The organism is Nonomuraea sp. NPDC050790, from assembly GCF_044456745.1.
Lineage (GTDB): Bacteria > Actinomycetota > Actinomycetes > Streptosporangiales > Streptosporangiaceae > Nonomuraea.
The window spans coordinates 220,126-234,197 of record NZ_JBITGF010000001.1; the positions used below are offsets into that span (position 1 = coordinate 220,126).

General features: G+C 72.5%; 14 protein-coding genes. 7 read left to right on the plus strand and 7 right to left on the minus strand.

Annotated elements, in window-relative coordinates:
* The 4 genes from ACIBEJ_RS01110 (at position 1) to ACIBEJ_RS01125 (ending at position 4,294) form a co-directional block, all read left to right on the plus strand.
* Complete coding sequence (locus ACIBEJ_RS01110) at positions 1-1,854, plus strand: prolyl oligopeptidase family serine peptidase (protein ID WP_397180525.1); 1,854 nt, start codon at positions 1-3, stop codon at positions 1,852-1,854.
* On the plus strand, positions 1,851-3,119 hold the full coding sequence (locus ACIBEJ_RS01115) for a M20/M25/M40 family metallo-hydrolase (protein ID WP_397180526.1): 1,269 nt from the start codon (positions 1,851-1,853) through the stop codon (positions 3,117-3,119). The genes ACIBEJ_RS01110 and ACIBEJ_RS01115 overlap by 4 nt, the downstream gene beginning before the upstream one ends.
* Before the next feature lie 90 nt (positions 3,120-3,209).
* Positions 3,210-3,947 (plus strand): lytic polysaccharide monooxygenase, encoded by a 738-nt coding sequence (locus ACIBEJ_RS01120; RefSeq protein WP_397180527.1) that lies wholly within the window; start codon positions 3,210-3,212, stop codon positions 3,945-3,947.
* A 128-nt stretch (positions 3,948-4,075) separates the two neighbouring features.
* On the plus strand, positions 4,076-4,294 hold the full coding sequence (locus ACIBEJ_RS01125) for a hypothetical protein (RefSeq protein ID WP_397180528.1): 219 nt from the start codon (positions 4,076-4,078) through the stop codon (positions 4,292-4,294).
* Positions 4,295-4,342: 48 nt separating this feature from the next.
* Here ACIBEJ_RS01125 and ACIBEJ_RS01130 read toward each other — a convergent pair whose 3' ends face one another.
* A complete protein-coding gene (locus ACIBEJ_RS01130) occupies positions 4,343-4,972 on the minus strand; it encodes a TetR/AcrR family transcriptional regulator (RefSeq protein WP_397180529.1) in 630 nt (209 codons plus the stop codon).
* 87 nt (positions 4,973-5,059) lie between these two features.
* Here ACIBEJ_RS01130 and ACIBEJ_RS01135 point away from each other — a divergent pair, with 87 nt between their 5' ends.
* A complete protein-coding gene (locus tag ACIBEJ_RS01135) occupies positions 5,060-6,394 on the plus strand; it encodes an FAD-dependent oxidoreductase (protein WP_397180530.1) in 1,335 nt (444 codons plus the stop codon).
* A gap of 115 nt (positions 6,395-6,509) precedes the next feature.
* Positions 6,510-6,872: a DUF4267 domain-containing protein gene (locus ACIBEJ_RS01140; RefSeq protein ID WP_397180531.1), complete on the plus strand. Its 363-nt coding sequence runs from the start codon at positions 6,510-6,512 to the stop codon at positions 6,870-6,872.
* Between the two features lie 13 nt (positions 6,873-6,885).
* Here the strand turns inward: ACIBEJ_RS01140 and ACIBEJ_RS01145 are convergent, their stop codons facing one another.
* Both ACIBEJ_RS01145 and ACIBEJ_RS01150 read right to left on the minus strand, forming a co-directional pair.
* Positions 6,886-8,052: an RNA polymerase sigma factor gene (locus ACIBEJ_RS01145; RefSeq protein ID WP_397181981.1), complete on the minus strand. Its 1,167-nt coding sequence runs from the start codon at positions 8,050-8,052 to the stop codon at positions 6,886-6,888.
* A 20-nt stretch (positions 8,053-8,072) separates the two neighbouring features.
* Positions 8,073-8,486 (minus strand): YciI family protein, encoded by a 414-nt coding sequence (locus ACIBEJ_RS01150; protein ID WP_397180532.1) that lies wholly within the window; start codon positions 8,484-8,486, stop codon positions 8,073-8,075.
* A 179-nt stretch (positions 8,487-8,665) separates the two neighbouring features.
* Between ACIBEJ_RS01150 and ACIBEJ_RS01155 the strand changes: the two genes are divergently transcribed.
* Complete coding sequence (locus tag ACIBEJ_RS01155) at positions 8,666-9,883, plus strand: ammonium transporter (RefSeq protein WP_397180533.1); 1,218 nt, start codon at positions 8,666-8,668, stop codon at positions 9,881-9,883.
* Positions 9,884-9,885: 2 nt separating this feature from the next.
* On the opposite strand, the gene ACIBEJ_RS01160 is transcribed toward ACIBEJ_RS01155, so the two are convergent.
* Genes ACIBEJ_RS01160 through ureC form a run of 4 tightly spaced genes read right to left on the minus strand, consistent with a single transcriptional unit; the run spans position 9,886 to position 13,904 of the window.
* A complete protein-coding gene (locus ACIBEJ_RS01160; protein ID WP_397180534.1) occupies positions 9,886-10,809 on the minus strand; it encodes an urease accessory protein UreD in 924 nt (307 codons plus the stop codon).
* Positions 10,810-10,832: 23 nt separating this feature from the next.
* On the minus strand, positions 10,833-11,468 hold the full coding sequence (gene ureG / locus ACIBEJ_RS01165; RefSeq protein WP_397180535.1) for an urease accessory protein UreG: 636 nt from the start codon (positions 11,466-11,468) through the stop codon (positions 10,833-10,835).
* Positions 11,469-11,493: 25 nt separating this feature from the next.
* Positions 11,494-12,189, minus strand: coding sequence for an urease accessory protein UreF (locus ACIBEJ_RS01170; protein WP_397180536.1), 696 nt, complete (start codon positions 12,187-12,189; stop codon positions 11,494-11,496).
* Positions 12,186-13,904, minus strand: coding sequence for an urease subunit alpha (gene ureC, locus ACIBEJ_RS01175; protein ID WP_397180537.1), 1,719 nt, complete (start codon positions 13,902-13,904; stop codon positions 12,186-12,188). Before ureC ends, ACIBEJ_RS01170 begins: the two co-directional genes overlap by 4 nt.
* Positions 13,905-14,072 lie beyond the last annotated feature (168 nt).

The following is a 14,072-nucleotide window of genomic DNA, read 5'->3' on the forward strand; positions in this document are numbered from 1 at the left end:
ATGAGCATCAGCGCGATCGACGTGGCCAGAACCGACGGCGCCGCCCAGTGGGTGGAGACCGTCCAGACGCCGGACGGCGTCGAGGTGTGGTGGGACGAGCCCCGCCCGCACGAGGGCGGGCGCCGCTGCGTGGTGCGCCGCCTGCCGGACGGCTCGCGCCACGACGTCCTGCCCGAGGGGTGGAACGCCCGCAACCGGCTCATCGAGTACGGCGGGCGGTCCTGGCGCCCCCTGCCCGGCGCCGCGCTCGTCTTCACCCACTGGGCCGACCAGCGCCTCTACCTGCTCCACCCGGGCAAGGAGCCGGTCCCGCTGACCCCCGAGGGCCCCTACCACTACGGCGACCTCTACCTGCCACCCGGCCGCGAGGAGGTGTGGGCGGTCAGGGAGACCAACGGCCTGGCCCGCGACCTGGTCGCGATCCCGCTGGCGGGCGGCGAGCCGAGGGTGGTCGTCAAGGCCCACCACTTCCTGATGAACGCCCGCCTGTCACCCGGCGGACGCCATCTGTCCTGGATCGGCTGGGAACACCCTGACATGCCCTGGGACGGCACCGAGCTGTGCGTGGCCGAGCTGGACGGGGACGGCAGCGCCGGGCCGTACCGGGTGGTGGCGGGCGGGGAGCGCGAGTCGGTCGTGCAGGCCGAATGGCGCGACGAGGACACCCTCTACGCCGTCACCGACCCGACCGGCTGGTGGAACCTGCACGAGGTCGCCCGCGACGGCTCGGGCGCGCGCAACCTGACGCCGGTGGAGCTGGAGTTCGGCAACGCGGTGTGGAAGCCGGGCGCCGCGTGGTTCGCGGTGACGGGGGAGGGGCTGGTCGTCGTTTACGGCTCGCCCGACGATCGCCGGCTCGGGCTGCTCGACCCGGCCGGCGGGGACATCCGCGACCTCGGCGGCGCCGCCACCCACTGGGCCGCGACGGTGTCGGCCGCGGGCGGGATCGCCGCCGGGGTGGCGGCCTCGCCGTACACGCCGATGGAGGTGACGGCGGTGCGCCTGGCCGACGGCGAGCACACCGTCGTGTCGGCGCCCAAGCCGCTGCCGCCCCGCGAGCTGCTGCCCACGCCCGAGACCGTCGTGATCGAGGGCGTGCACGCCCACCTCTACCCGCCCGCGGCGAGCCCCGCCCCCTACGTCGTCTTCGTGCACGGCGGCCCGACCGGCGCGCACCCGCTGATGCTCGACCTGGAGATCGCCTACTTCACCTCGCGCGGGCTGGGCGTGGCCGTGGTCAACTACGGCGGTTCGACCGGGTACGGCAGGGCCTACCGGGAGCGGCTGCGTCACCAGTGGGGCGTCGTGGACGTGCACGACTGCGCCAAGGTCGCGCGCGGCCTGGTCGAGCTGGGACGCGCGGACGCGGCCAGGCTCGCCATCCGCGGCGGCAGCGCCGGCGGCTGGACCACGGTGGCGGCGCTGGTGCACAGCGACGTGTTCGCCGGCGGCGTGGCCCACTACGCGATCACCGACCCGGCCGCCTGGGCGGGCGAGACGCACGACTTCGAGTCGCGCTACCTGGACGGCCTGATCGGCCCGCTGCCCGAGACCGAGGAGCGCTACCGCGAGCGCTCGCCGCTGCTGCACGCCGCCCGCGCCTCGGGCCCGTGCCTGATGATGCACGGCCTGGAGGACAAGATCGTGGATGTGGGACAGGCCACCCGGTTCATCGCCGAACTGGACAGGCACGGCAAAGAGTGTGCCTTGCTCACCTTCCCCGGTGAGCAGCACGGCTGGCGCCGGGAGGAGACTATCGTCGCGGCGCTCGAAGCCGAACTGGCCTTCTACGGCCGGATCTTCAACGTCGAGACGCCGGAAGTGACCGCACGCGACCTTCGGGGGGCCAAGTGAAGAGCGTCGCCGAGATCTGCTCGGAGCTGATCAGGTTCGACACCACCAACCCGGGCTCGGGCGAGCGCCCGGCCGCCGAGTACGTGGCCACGCTGCTGGAGGACGCGGGCATCGCCACGCAGGTGTTCGAGTCCGCGCCCAGGCGCACCACGGTGGTGGCCCGCATCGACGGCGACTCGCCCGACGCGCTGCTCATCCACGGCCACCTCGACGTCGTGCCCGCCGACCCGGCCGAATGGCGCATGCACCCCTTCTCCGGCGAGATCACCGACGGCTGCGTCTACGGCCGCGGCGCCGTCGACATGAAGGGCTCCTGCTCGATGACGCTCGCCACCGTCCTCGGCATGGCCGCGCGCGGCGAGCGTCCCCGGCGCGACCTGGTCCTGGCCTTCCTCGCCGACGAGGAGGCCACCGGCGAGTACGGCTCCCGCCACGCCGTCACCGAGCACCGCGACCTGTTCGACGGCGTCACCGAGGCGATCAGCGAGTCGGGCGGCTTCAGCGTCCCGGCCGGCGACGTACGCGTCTACCCGGTCGCGGTGGGCGAGCGCGGCACCGCCTGGATGAAGCTCACCGCCCACGGCGTGGCCGGCCACGGCTCCCGCCCCGCGGTCGACAACCCGGTCGCCACGCTGGTCCACGCACTGTCGCGCGTGGCCACCCACGAGTGGCCGGTACGCCTCACGCCGGCCGTGACCGCCCTGATCAGCTCGTTGTCCGAGATCACCGGCAGCCCGATCGACCTCGGCCGCCTGGACGCGGAGGCCGAGCGCCTCGGCGTGCTGGGCACCCTGTTCGAGGGCCAGATCCGCAACTCCGCCAACCCGACCATGCTGGACGCCGGCTACAAGGTCAACGTGGTCCCCTCGACCGCCTCCGCGCACGTGGACGGCCGCTACCTGCCCGGCCTGCAGGAGGAGTTCCTGGCCACGATTGACGAGCTGCTCGGCCCCAAGATCACCCGGGAGTTCGTCAACCTGGAGGACGCCCCCGCCGCCCCCTACCCCTCGCCGTTCTTCGACCAGCTCGCCGGCGCCCTGATCGCCGAGGACCCGCTGGCCAGGCCGGTCCCGTACCTGATGAGCGGCGGTACCGACGCCAAGTCGTTCGCCAGGATCGGCATCGAGGGCTACGGCTTCGCGCCGCTCATGCTCCGTCCCGACCTGGACTACTTCGGCATGTTCCACGGCAAGGACGAGCGGGTGCCGGTGGAGGGCCTGGAGTTCGGGACCCGGGTGCTCACCCGGCTCCTACGGGGAAATTGACCTTTCCCGACCGGAGACTTCACTAATAGGAAACTTTCCTTTTCTATAAAGGAGGAAGCAACCCCCTAGCCACCGTAGAGGAAGCATGACATGCGAAGGTTGATCACCTTCATTGCCATGGCGGTCGTCGCCACAACCACCGTTGTGTACAACGCCTCGCCCGCCTCCGCGCACGGCTTCATCACCAACCCGCCCAGCCGCCAGGCCAACTGCCACGCGGGCAAGGTCCCCAACTGCGGGCAGATCGTCTGGGAGCCGCAGAGCGTCGAAGGGCCCAAGGGCCAGCGCAACTGCCACGCCGGCGACGCCCGCTGGGCCCCGCTCAGCGACGACTCCAAGCCCTGGCCGGTCACGACCGTCACCAGCACGGTGAACTTCAAGTGGTACATCCCGGTCCCGCACTCCACCAGCACCTGGGAGTACTACGTGGGCGCCGAGCGGGTCGCGGTGTTCAACGACCGGGGCAGGCAGCCCCCGTCCACGCTCACCCACACCGTCGATCTCGGCAACCGCACCGGCCGCATCAAGCTGCTGGCCATCTGGAACATCGCCGACACCCAGATGGCCTTCTACAACTGCGTCGATCTCCAGATCGGCAGCGGCCCCGGTGAGCCGACCCCCACCCCGACTCCCACCGTGACCCCGACGGTCACCCCCACCCCGACGCCCACGGCCACCGGTCCCGCCGGGACCTGGGCGGCGGGCACCTCCTACGCCCCCGGCACGCAGGTGACCTACAACGGCGCCACCTACCAGTGTCTGCAGGCGCACACCGCGATTCCCGGCTGGGAGCCGCCGAACGTCCCCGCCCTCTGGCGCCGGACCTGACCTGACACCCGCCGGCGCCCGGCGGGCCCGGGCACCGGCGGATGCCATGGCTCTGCGGTAGATCATGCTGTGGTTGCCAGGAAAAAGTGGCCTTCAGGGTCGAATGTGCGGAAGGTAAACTGGTGGTCGTGACGCTGTCCGGCTGCAACGCCATCTGTCTCGGTGGGCCGTGCCACGGCGTGCTGGCCCACGTCGACCAGGACATCGGGATCCTGGACGTTCCCGTCCCGCGCGGGCGGGCGGACGAGCCCGAGCGGTGCGCCGGGTACCGGATCACCCGCGAGCGGGTGCGCTACTGGGGACAGGCGGAGCCGTACATCGCCCTGCACTGGGCGGGCCCGGCCTGACGGCTTGTGCGGGTGTCCTTACGTCCTGGCGCGTCCTGGTGGCCTTGATCATGGTCTTGCGGCGGACAGGTCGGCGGTGATGCGGTCGGCGCTGATCGGCTCGCCGGGCAGCGGGGTCGCCTCGATCGGGCGCAGGCCGTCCAGGAGCGCGGTCAGCATGCGCTCGCGCACCACGTCGTTGAGCCGCGCGGAGACCGTCGGCAGCGGCCTGGTCAGCACGGCGAGGAACATCACCAGGTCGGCCGCCCCCACCTCCGCCCGCAGCGCCCCCTCCGCCCGCGCCGCCGCGACCAGCGCCTCCATCGCCTCCAGCAGTTCCGCGCGGGCCGGGCGGAACTGCGGGTCGGTCTCGACGCGGCCGCCGAGGATGGGCAGCATCGCCACCACGCCCCGCTCGACGACCTGCGTGGCGAAGGCGGTGAGCGCCTGCCGGGCGGTGGGCGCCGAGCGCAGGCTGCCGGACGCCAGCGCGGCCACTTGTGCCATGTGGTCGAGCGCCACGCACCGGATCAGGTCCATCCGGGTGGGGAAGTGCCGGTAGAGCGTGGCGTTGCCCACGCCGGCCCGCTCGGCGATCTGGTCGAGCGGGGCCTCGGGCCCCTGCTCAAGGAAGGCCAGGTGCGCGGCGCGCAGGATCTGCTCCCTGTTGCGCCTGGCGTCGGCGCGTAGCTCTTTCACGCTCTCCCCTAACCGTGGACACTCTCCCCGGTTATGTTACAGTCCGAGCGAACCGGGGAATTTATCCCCACTTAGTGAAGGAGTGAGATGGGATCCATCGCGAGAACCTCGCTCTCCTGCGTCGTGGCCGGCGGCGGACCGGCGGGCATGGTGCTCGGACTGCTGCTGGCCCGCTCGGGCGTGGAGGTGGCGGTGCTGGAGAAGTACCCCGACTTCCTGCGCGACTTCCGCGGCGACACCGTGCACGCTTCGACGCTCGGCCTCCTGGACCAGCTCGGCCTGGGGGAGCGCTTCGCCCGGCTGCCGCAGCAACGCGAGCGGCGGCTGCTCATGCGCTTCGACGACGGCGCCGTCGCCGAGGACTTCACCCGGCTGCCCGGCCGCCACCAGCACATCGCGCTCGTGCCCCAGTGGGACTTCCTCAACCTGCTCGCCGAGGCCGCGAGCGCGTCACCCGGCTTCCACCTCGCCCAGAACGCCGAGGTGACCGGCCTGGTCAGCTCGGGCGGCCGGGTGACGGGCGTGCGCTACCTCGACAAGGACACCGGGGCCACCCACCGCCTCGACGCGCCTCTGGTCGTCGCGGCGGACGGCCGCCACTCCACCGTGCGCGACCTGCTCGGGCTGCGCCCGCGCGCCTCCGCCGCCCCGCACGACTGCCTGTACGTGCGCGTCCCGCGCGAGGAGGGCGACCCGGAGGGCACGGTGCTGCGCTTCTCCTCCTCCGGCGGCCTCATCATGATCAACCGCGGCGACTACTGGCAGGCGGCGCTGCTGATCGGCAAGGGTACGGCCGACGCCGCCCGTGCCGGGGACGCCGCCTGGGTGCGCGAGACCATCGCGCGGCTGGCGCCGTACACGAGGGAGCGGATGGCCGGGCTCGACCCGCACGACATCGCGGCCCTGCGCATCCGCATCGACCGGCTGCCCCGCTGGTGGGCGCCGGGCGCGCTGCTGATCGGCGACGCCGCGCACGCCATGTCGCCGATCGCCGGGGTCGGCATCAACCTGGCCATCCAGGACGCGGTGGCGGCCGCCCGCATCCTGCTGCCCGCCCTGCGCCGGGGCCACGTCACGGGGCGGGACCTGGCCCGCGTGCAACGGCGCCGCCAGTGGCCGACCGTGCTCACGCAGTTCGCCCAGCGGCGAGCGCAGGAGAGTTTCGTCGCCACGGGCCCCGGCACCGGCCCGGTGGGCACCTGGTCCGGCGGCGGATCGACGGGCGCCGGGGCGGACGGTGGTTCGACGGGTGCCTGGTCCGGCGTCGATCCGACCGGCTCGGCGGAACCGTTGCGGGTCCCGCAGCCGTTGCGCACGTTGCGGCACTGGCGAGGCTTTCCACACCTGTTCGGGCGGATCGTCGCGTTCGGCGTGCGCCCCGAGGGGCTGACCGGGCCGCTGAAGCCGCTGCGCCATGCGTAGCCTCCTGCGCGCCATGTCCAGACCGGCCCCCGCCCCGCGAGGCCGAGGGTCCGCCCCGCGTAGCCGAGGGACCGGCCTGCGTGGCCGAGGGTCCGGTCGCGCTCGGGCTCGCCGGGTGTTCGTCGTGGTCAACGTGGTCGCCACGGTCGTCACGCTCGCGGTGTCGGTCCTGGTGATCGCCGACCCCGGCCTCGCGCTGCCCGCAGGTGCCGAGGTCACCCCCGGTGTGGACGTCTACGCGCGGGCCTGCGCGGCCCGGTCGCTGGCGGTGGGCGGGGCGCTGCTGGTGGCCCTGGCCCGCGGCTCGCGTGGAGCGCTGAGCGCGCTGCTGTGGGTGAGCGGGCTGATCCAGGTGGCCGACGCCGGCATCCACGCGCAGAACGGCAGCCCCGCCGCCGCCTCCGCGGGGGTCCTGGCGCTGGTGGCGTTCTGGTCCCTGTGGTGGCTACGCGGCGACCAGCCCCCCGGCGCGTCGTGACCGGGATCCCGGCCTAGGGAACGGCGGCGCGGGCGCGGGCGGCCTGGCGGATCAGGTGGTCGCGTTCGGCGACGTTCGTGGCCAGGTTGGCGGCAGCCGCGTACGAGGTGCCCGCGGCAGGAAGGTCGCCGGCCAGTTCCTGCAGGTGGCCGCGGACGGCGTGCCAGCGGTGCCGCTCGCCCAGCACGTCGCGCAGCCGTTCGGTCTCGCGCAGCCCCGCGGCGGGACCGAGCACGTGACCCACCGCCACCGCGCGCCCGAGCACCGCGGCGGGGTCCTGGCGCACGGGATCGCCGGAAAGGGCCACGAGGTCGTCGTACCAGGCGAGGATCTGGCTCCAATCGGTCTCCTCGGCGCAAGCCGCGTCGTCGTGCAGGGCGGCGATGGCGGCCTCGATCTGGTAGCGGCCGTGACGCTGGAGCGCCAGCGCCGACTGCAGGACGCGCACGCCCTCGGCGATCTCCCTGGTGTCCCACAGGCTGCGGTCCTGGCGGTCGAGCGTGACGATGCGGCCCTGCGCGTCGAGGCGGGCGGGCAGGCGGGCGTGGTTGAGCAGCATCAGGGCCAGGAGCCCACGCGCCTCGGGCTCGCCGGTGGCGAGGGTGAGCTGGCGGGCCAGCCGGATGGCCTCGCGGGCCAGGTCCACCCGGCCCGCGTGGCCGGCGGTGTAGACGAGGTAGAGCACGCGCAGCACGACGGCCAGGTCGCCGGGCCGGTCCATGCTCGCCCCCCGCAGGGTGCGCTTGGCCCGGCTGATCCGCTGCGCCATCGTCGCCTCGGGCACGTAGAAGGCGTCGGCGATCTCCCGGGTGGTCAGGCCGCCGACGGCCCGCAGCGTCAGCGCCACCTGGGAGGCGGGCGCGAGGTCGGGGTGGCAGCAGCAGAACAGCAGGAAGAGGGTGTCGTCGCCCTCCTCGGTGGCGGCCGGCCGCGGCTCGGCGTACGTGGTCTCCTCGCGGCGGCAGCGGGCGGCCTCGCTGCGGCGGGCGTCGACCAGCCGCCGGGTCGCGACCGTGGCCAGCCAGGCGCGCGGGTCGCGCGGCGGGTGCTCGGGCCACACCCGCAGCGCCTCCAGCAACGCCTCCTGGAGGGCGTCCTCCGCGGCGTCGAAGTCCTCGCCCCTGCGTACGAGCGCCGCGAGCACCCGGGGGACGAGGGCGCGCAGGGCGCCCTCGTCCAGCCGTCGCTCCGGGTCGTCGGTCATGCCTGGTCGGTCGGCGGTGCGGACATGATCTCGCGCACGTCGATCCACTCGTACAGGGGCTCGCCGCCGGGGCCGGGGCCCGCGGAGATGTAGGCGGCGAGCTCGATGGCGCGCTCGCGGGACTCGACGTCGACCATGTACCAGCCGGCCACGAGGTCGCTGGTCTCGGGGTGGGGGCCGTCGCTGGTGACGGGGGCGGCGTCGGGGCCGCCGTAGCGTACCCAGTCGCGGGCGGGGGTGAGGGCCTGGGCGCCCACGTACTCACCGGACTTCTCCAGCATCTCGCTCACGTGCTGGAGGAAGGCGAGGTGCGCCTCGACGTCCTCGGGAGCCCACTGGTCCATCGGCGGGTACTGGTGGTGGGCCTCGGGGCCGCCACGGTAGTGCTTGAGCAGCAGGAACTTCGGCATTTCTGTCTCCTGGTGTCGACCGGGCACCGCGCCTGTCGCGGCGCCCTCACCTGGTGAGCGGAGCCGGTCAGAGCTTTTCGACATGGAAGCAAAAAATCTTCGTGATGGCCAGGTCGGCAGTGGAAAGATCGCGGCGGCCGTTGTTCGCTGGGCATCCTGCGACCTGAAGGAGTGCTGACATGGCGGACAGGCTGAACACCGGCGACTCCGCGTGGATGCTGGTGAGTTTCGCCATGGTGCTCCTCATGACCCCGGGCCTCGCGCTCTTCTACGGCGGCATGGTCCGCGCCAAGAACCTGATCAGCGTCCTGTACATGAGCTTCGTCTCCATCGCCGTGGTGACGGTCGTCTGGTTCCTGTACGGCTACGGCCTCGCGTTCGGCCCCGACCTGGGCGGAGCGGGACTGATCGGCTGGGGCGACTGGGGCTTCCTCGGGACCACCACCCCGTCCGTCGCCTACGGCAGGATCCCGCTCCTGGTCTTCTCCCTCTTCCAGCTCGTCTTCGCGATCATCACGCTCGCGCTGGTCAGCGGCGCGGTGGCCAACCGGGTACGGCTCGGCCCCTGGATGGTCTTCGGCGTCGTCTGGATGACGCTGGTCTACGTGCCGATCGCGCACTGGGTCTTCTCCAGCGGCGGCTGGATCCACCGCTGGGGCGTGCTCGACTTCGCCGGCGGCCTGCTCGTCGAGCTGAACTCGGGCGTGGCCGGGCTGGCGATGGCGCTGGTGCTCGGCCCGTCGGTGCGCTTGCGCCGCGAGGGGCCGCCGGAGCCGAAGAACGTCCCGATGGTGATGACCGGCATGGGACTGCTGTGGTTCGGCTGGTTCGGGTTCAACGGCGGCTCGGCGCTGACCGACGGCGCCCTCGCGGCCAACGCCGTGACGAACACGATGATGTGCGCCTGCGTGGCGATGATCACCTGGATGCTTCTCGAACGCCGCCGCTTCGGCCGCTTCTCCCGGCTGGGCGGCACCACCGGGGCGCTGGCCGGCCTGGTCGCGATCACGCCGGCCTGCGGGTACGTCAACCTGGTCGGTGCCAGCGTCATCGGGATCGTGGCCGCCGTGGTCTGCGCGTACGCCGTGGAGATCAAGACCTCGGCGGGCTACGACGACACCCTGGACGTCGTGGGCATCCACGGCGCGGGCGGCATCGTCGGCCTCGTGCTGCTCGGCCTGTTCGCCACCGGCGCGTACGGGAGCCCGATCTCCGGGCTGTTCTTCGGCGGGTCGGCCGCGCTGCTGGGCAAGCAGGTCGTCGCGATCCTGGCCGTCGGCGCCTACACGTTCGTCCTGACGTACCTCATCGGCAAGGTCGTGGACCGCCTGTTCAGGCTGCGCGCCAGCGCGAGCGAGCAGGCGCAGGGCCTCGACAGCGAGTTGCGCCTCGACTGAGCTCACCGCGGGCGCGGCGCGGGCACGCCCAGCAGCTCCCGGCGCACGGCGTCCCAGACCTCGTGGAAGGCGGACAGGACCTCGGGGGAGCGCGCGCCGAGCAGGCGCGCCCAGGCGCCCCGGTCCCCGGGCAGCACGCCCGCCCCGGCGCGCAGGCCGGAGCCGGCCAGCGCCTCGTGCATCGTGTCCGCGAGCTCCCGCGCGGGACGCTCGCCGGTGACGACGTACAGCGTGGACATGACGCCGAACCCGGCCATGCCCGCCGGACCGTCCACCAGGCCGTCGGCGGGGACGAGCCGTAGCGGGTCGGCGAACAGCAGTCCGCCGCCGGGCTCGCGCACCTCGACGTCGGTGCAGTACGCGGCGTACTCGTGCCGCTCGCCCCTCGCCAGCCGCCCCGCCAGCATCGTCTCGCCCAGCACCACCGTGGCGCCGGGCGCCGCGGTGACCCCCACCCGCTGGTAGTAGCGGCTCCCGGCGAAGGCGATGGTGGGATCGGGCAGGTACTCCAGGTAGCCGCCAGGGCCGACGTCCAGCTCGACCAGGTGGGTGGCGTAGTCCTGTTCCATCCGGTACAGCCGGGTCGCGCCCTGCGTGGTGAGATGCACCGACGCGCCCGCCCCGCACGAGACGTCCGTGCGGTAGCGGTCCCCCTGGAGCACCCCGCCGCCGGACATCATGAGCATCACGTACGGCAGGCCCGGCATCGCCGGATCGTGATAGTGCGGCCGGGTGATGTGCAGCGGCGCCTTCTGGAAGTGACCCGTCAGCTCGGTACGCCCGCCGACACGCTGGAACTCCAGATCCAGCACGCCGACCTTGCCCGGACTGCCGACGGGCAGCGTGTCGAGCGGGCCGGAGTGGCGCCGCACCTCCCGCGGGACCCACTCCGGCTCGTAACGCGCGGGCGCCAGCCGATCCGGCACGGCCCCGCCACCCCCGAACACGGTCAGGCCGGAGCGGTACACGCGGCCCTCGCCCGGCTCTCCACGAGGTCGGCGACCTGGCCGACCCCGGTGCCGGTCAGGCAGTCGGTCAGGATGACCGGCCCGTCCCCGCGCACCATGCGCGCGTCCCGCTCCATGACCCCGAGGTCGGTCCGCACGTACCGGGCGATGTCGATCTTGTTGATGACCAGCAGGTCGGAGTCCGTGGTGCCGGGTCCGCGCTTGCGCGGCATCTTCTCGCCCTCGGCGGTGTCCAGCACGAACACGAACATGTCGGCCAGCACCGGGCTGAAGGTGAGCGTCAGGTTGTCGCCGCCGCTCTCGAACAGCAGCAGGTCGATGTCGGGAAAGCGGTCGAGCAGGTCGGCTCCGGCCGCCAGGTTCATGGTCGGGTCGTCGCGGACCGCGGTGTGCGGGCAGGCGCCCGTCTCGACGCCCACGATCCGCCCGGGGTCGAGGACCCCGGCCAGCGTACGCCGTACGTGCTCGGCGTCCTCCTGCGTGTAGATGTCGTTGGTGATCACCCCGATGCTGCGCCCCCGCTCGCGCAGGATCGGCACGAGCGCCTCGATCAGCGCCGTCTTGCCGGAACCGACGGGACCGCCGATCCCCACCTTGAAGACCTTCTCCAACCGCATGCTCTCCGCCTTCCTCCGTGGTCGGTCAGGTGATGAACAGCCGCGCCGCCGCCCGCTGGTGCCCGGCGGCGACGGTGTCGGCGACGGGGACCGAGCTGTGCAGGTCCCGAGGGTCCTCGACACCGAGCGCCGTGCGCGCCGCGGCCTCCAGATCCGGGCGTACGGCCCGCAGCAGCGCCTGCGCCCGCCGGAAGTCGGTCCGGCCCAGGCGGACCGCCGCCGTCGCGTAACTGGCGGCGAACGCGTACAGGTCACCGGCCACCGCCCGCTCCTCGCCGACCCCGAGACCCGCGTACAGCGTGCCCACGACCACCGCGTGGTTGCCCGGCGTGACCTTGGCCTCCACCAGCTCCGCCAGGCGCGCGGCCGCGGGGATCGGGAAGGCGAACGCCGCCGTGTCCAGGACCTGGCGGCCGGTGCGCACCGACGCCGTGCGCTGCTCCTGGACGAGCTTGGTCGCGTGCAGCCTCTGGTCGACCTCGGCCAGCCGTTCCCAGTCGCCCGCGCGGACCGCGCGGTGGGCCAGCACGAGCGCGCTCGCGTCGCCGGGTCCCGCCATGTTGCGCAGCAGGTCGGCCAGCAGCGCGCGCAGCCCGTCCGCGTCCATCGGCCCGAGCTGCGCGTAGCCCTCCAGCCCGTGCGACAGCGTGTACATGCCGCTCGGGAAGCCGGAGTCGGTGAGCTGGAGCTGGGCCAGCAGCGCGCCGAGGTCCTCGCTCACAGGAAGAACAGCCGGTTCAGCGGCAGCCGCTTGGCCGGCTCGATGTGCACGGGCTCGCCGTCGAAGGTCACCTTATAGGTCTCCGGGTCGACCTGGATGTCGCCCAGTGTCGCGTTGCGGACCATGTGCCGCTTGTCGACGGTACGGCACTGCCGTACCGGACGGATCATGCGGCGCAGGCCGAGACGGTCGGGCACGCCCGCGTCGATGGACACGCCCGACATGAACGTGACGCACGTGGCCGGCAGGGCGGCGCCGTACGCGGCGTACATGGGGCGGTAGTAGACGGGCTGCGGCGTCGGCAGCGAGGCGTTGGCGTCGCCCATCTGGGCCCAGCTGATCAGGCCGCCCTTGATGACCATCGCCGGCTTGGCCGCGAACGTGGACACCGGCCACAGGACGATGTCGGCGAGCTTGCCGTCCTCCAGCGAGCCGATGACGTCGGCCATGCCCGACGCCCGCGCCGGGTTGATCGTGAGCTTGGCGACGTAGCGCAGGACCCGGAAGTTGTCGCTGCGCGCGGAGTCCTCGGGCAGCGGGCCGCGCCGGTCCTTGCAGTGGTGGGCGATCTGGAAGGCCCGCGTGAACGACTCGCCGATGCGGCCCATGGCCTGGGAGTCGGAGCCGATGATGCTGATGATGCCCAGATCGTGCAGGACGGTCTCCGCGGAGATGGTCTCGGCGCGCACCCGGCTCTCGGCGAACGCCACGTCCTCGGGCACGTCGTAGCTGAGGTGGTGGCAGACCATCGTCATGTCGAGCAGCTCGTCGATCGAGTTGACCGTGTACGGCAGCGTCGGGTTCGTCGAGGCGGGGCAGACGTTCGGCTCGCCGGTCACCCGGAGGATGTCGGGGGCGTGGCCGCCGCCCGCGCCCTCGGAGTGGTAGGTGTGGATCGCCCGCCCGTTGATGGCGCTGATCGTGTCCTCGACGTACCCGGCCTCGTTCAGCGTGTCGGTGTGCACGGTGATCTGGATGTCGAGCTGGTCGGCCACCGACAGCGCGCAGTCGATCACCGCGGGGGTGGCGCCCCAGTCCTCGTGCACCTTCAGCCCGCAGGCGCCCGCCCGGATCTGCTCCTCCAGCGCTCCCGGCAGGCTGCTGTTGCCCTTGCCGAGCACGCCGATGTTGATCGGGAGGTCCTCGAACGCCTGCAGCATGCGGCCGATGTTCCATCCGCCGGGCGTGGTGGTGCAGCCGCGGCTGCCGTCCGCGGGGCCCGTGCCGCCCGCGACCAGGGTGGTGATGCCGTTGCTCAGCGCGTTCTCCACCTGCTGGGGCGCGATGAGGTGGACGTGGGTGTCGATCCCGCCCGCCGTGGCGATGAGGTTCTCACCCGAGATCACCTCGGTGTTGGCGCTGATCACCAGGCGGCGGTCCACGCCGTTCTGGGTGTGCGGGTTGCCGGACTTGCCCACCCCGACGATCTTCCCGTCCTTGACGCCGATGTCGCCCTTGACGACGCCCAGCATGGGGTCGATGATCACCGCGTTGGTGATGACCAGGTCCAGGGCGACGGCGTCACCGGTGGCGGGGTCGGCGGCCATGCCGTCCCGCGCGGTCTTGCCGCCGCCGTACTGGGTCTCGTCGCCATAGTGGCCTTCGGTGTGATCCTTCTCCACCTCGACGACGAGGTTGGTGTCGCCCAGCCGGATCCTGTCCCCGACTGTTGGGCCGTACATGGAGGCGTACTGTCGGCGGCTCATGCTGGTCATGCGCCTCAGCCCTTCTTCCCGCTACCAGAAGACCGCTTACCGGCCTGCTTCTCAGGCTGCTTGGCCCGCTGCTTAGGAGCCTGCTTGGCTACCTGCCCATCCGCCTGTTTGGCCGCCTGACCAGCTGGTTGCTTGGCTGACGGCTTGTCGGGTTGCTTGGCAGGCTTC

Coding starts and splice junctions, on each gene's coding strand:
- ACIBEJ_RS01110 (WP_397180525.1), top strand. CDS start 1: ATGAGCATCAGCGCGATCGACGTGGCCAGAACCGACGGCGCCGCCCAG.
- ACIBEJ_RS01120 (WP_397180527.1), top strand. CDS start 3,210: ATGCGAAGGTTGATCACCTTCATTGCCATGGCGGTCGTCGCCACAACC.
- ACIBEJ_RS01135 (WP_397180530.1), top strand. CDS start 5,060: ATGGGATCCATCGCGAGAACCTCGCTCTCCTGCGTCGTGGCCGGCGGC.
- ACIBEJ_RS01150 (WP_397180532.1), bottom strand. CDS start 8,486: ATGCCGAAGTTCCTGCTGCTCAAGCACTACCGTGGCGGCCCCGAGGCC.
- ACIBEJ_RS01155 (WP_397180533.1), top strand. CDS start 8,666: ATGGCGGACAGGCTGAACACCGGCGACTCCGCGTGGATGCTGGTGAGT.
- ureG (WP_397180535.1), bottom strand. CDS start 11,468: ATGCGGTTGGAGAAGGTCTTCAAGGTGGGGATCGGCGGTCCCGTCGGT.
- ureC (WP_397180537.1), bottom strand. CDS start 13,904: ATGACCAGCATGAGCCGCCGACAGTACGCCTCCATGTACGGCCCAACA.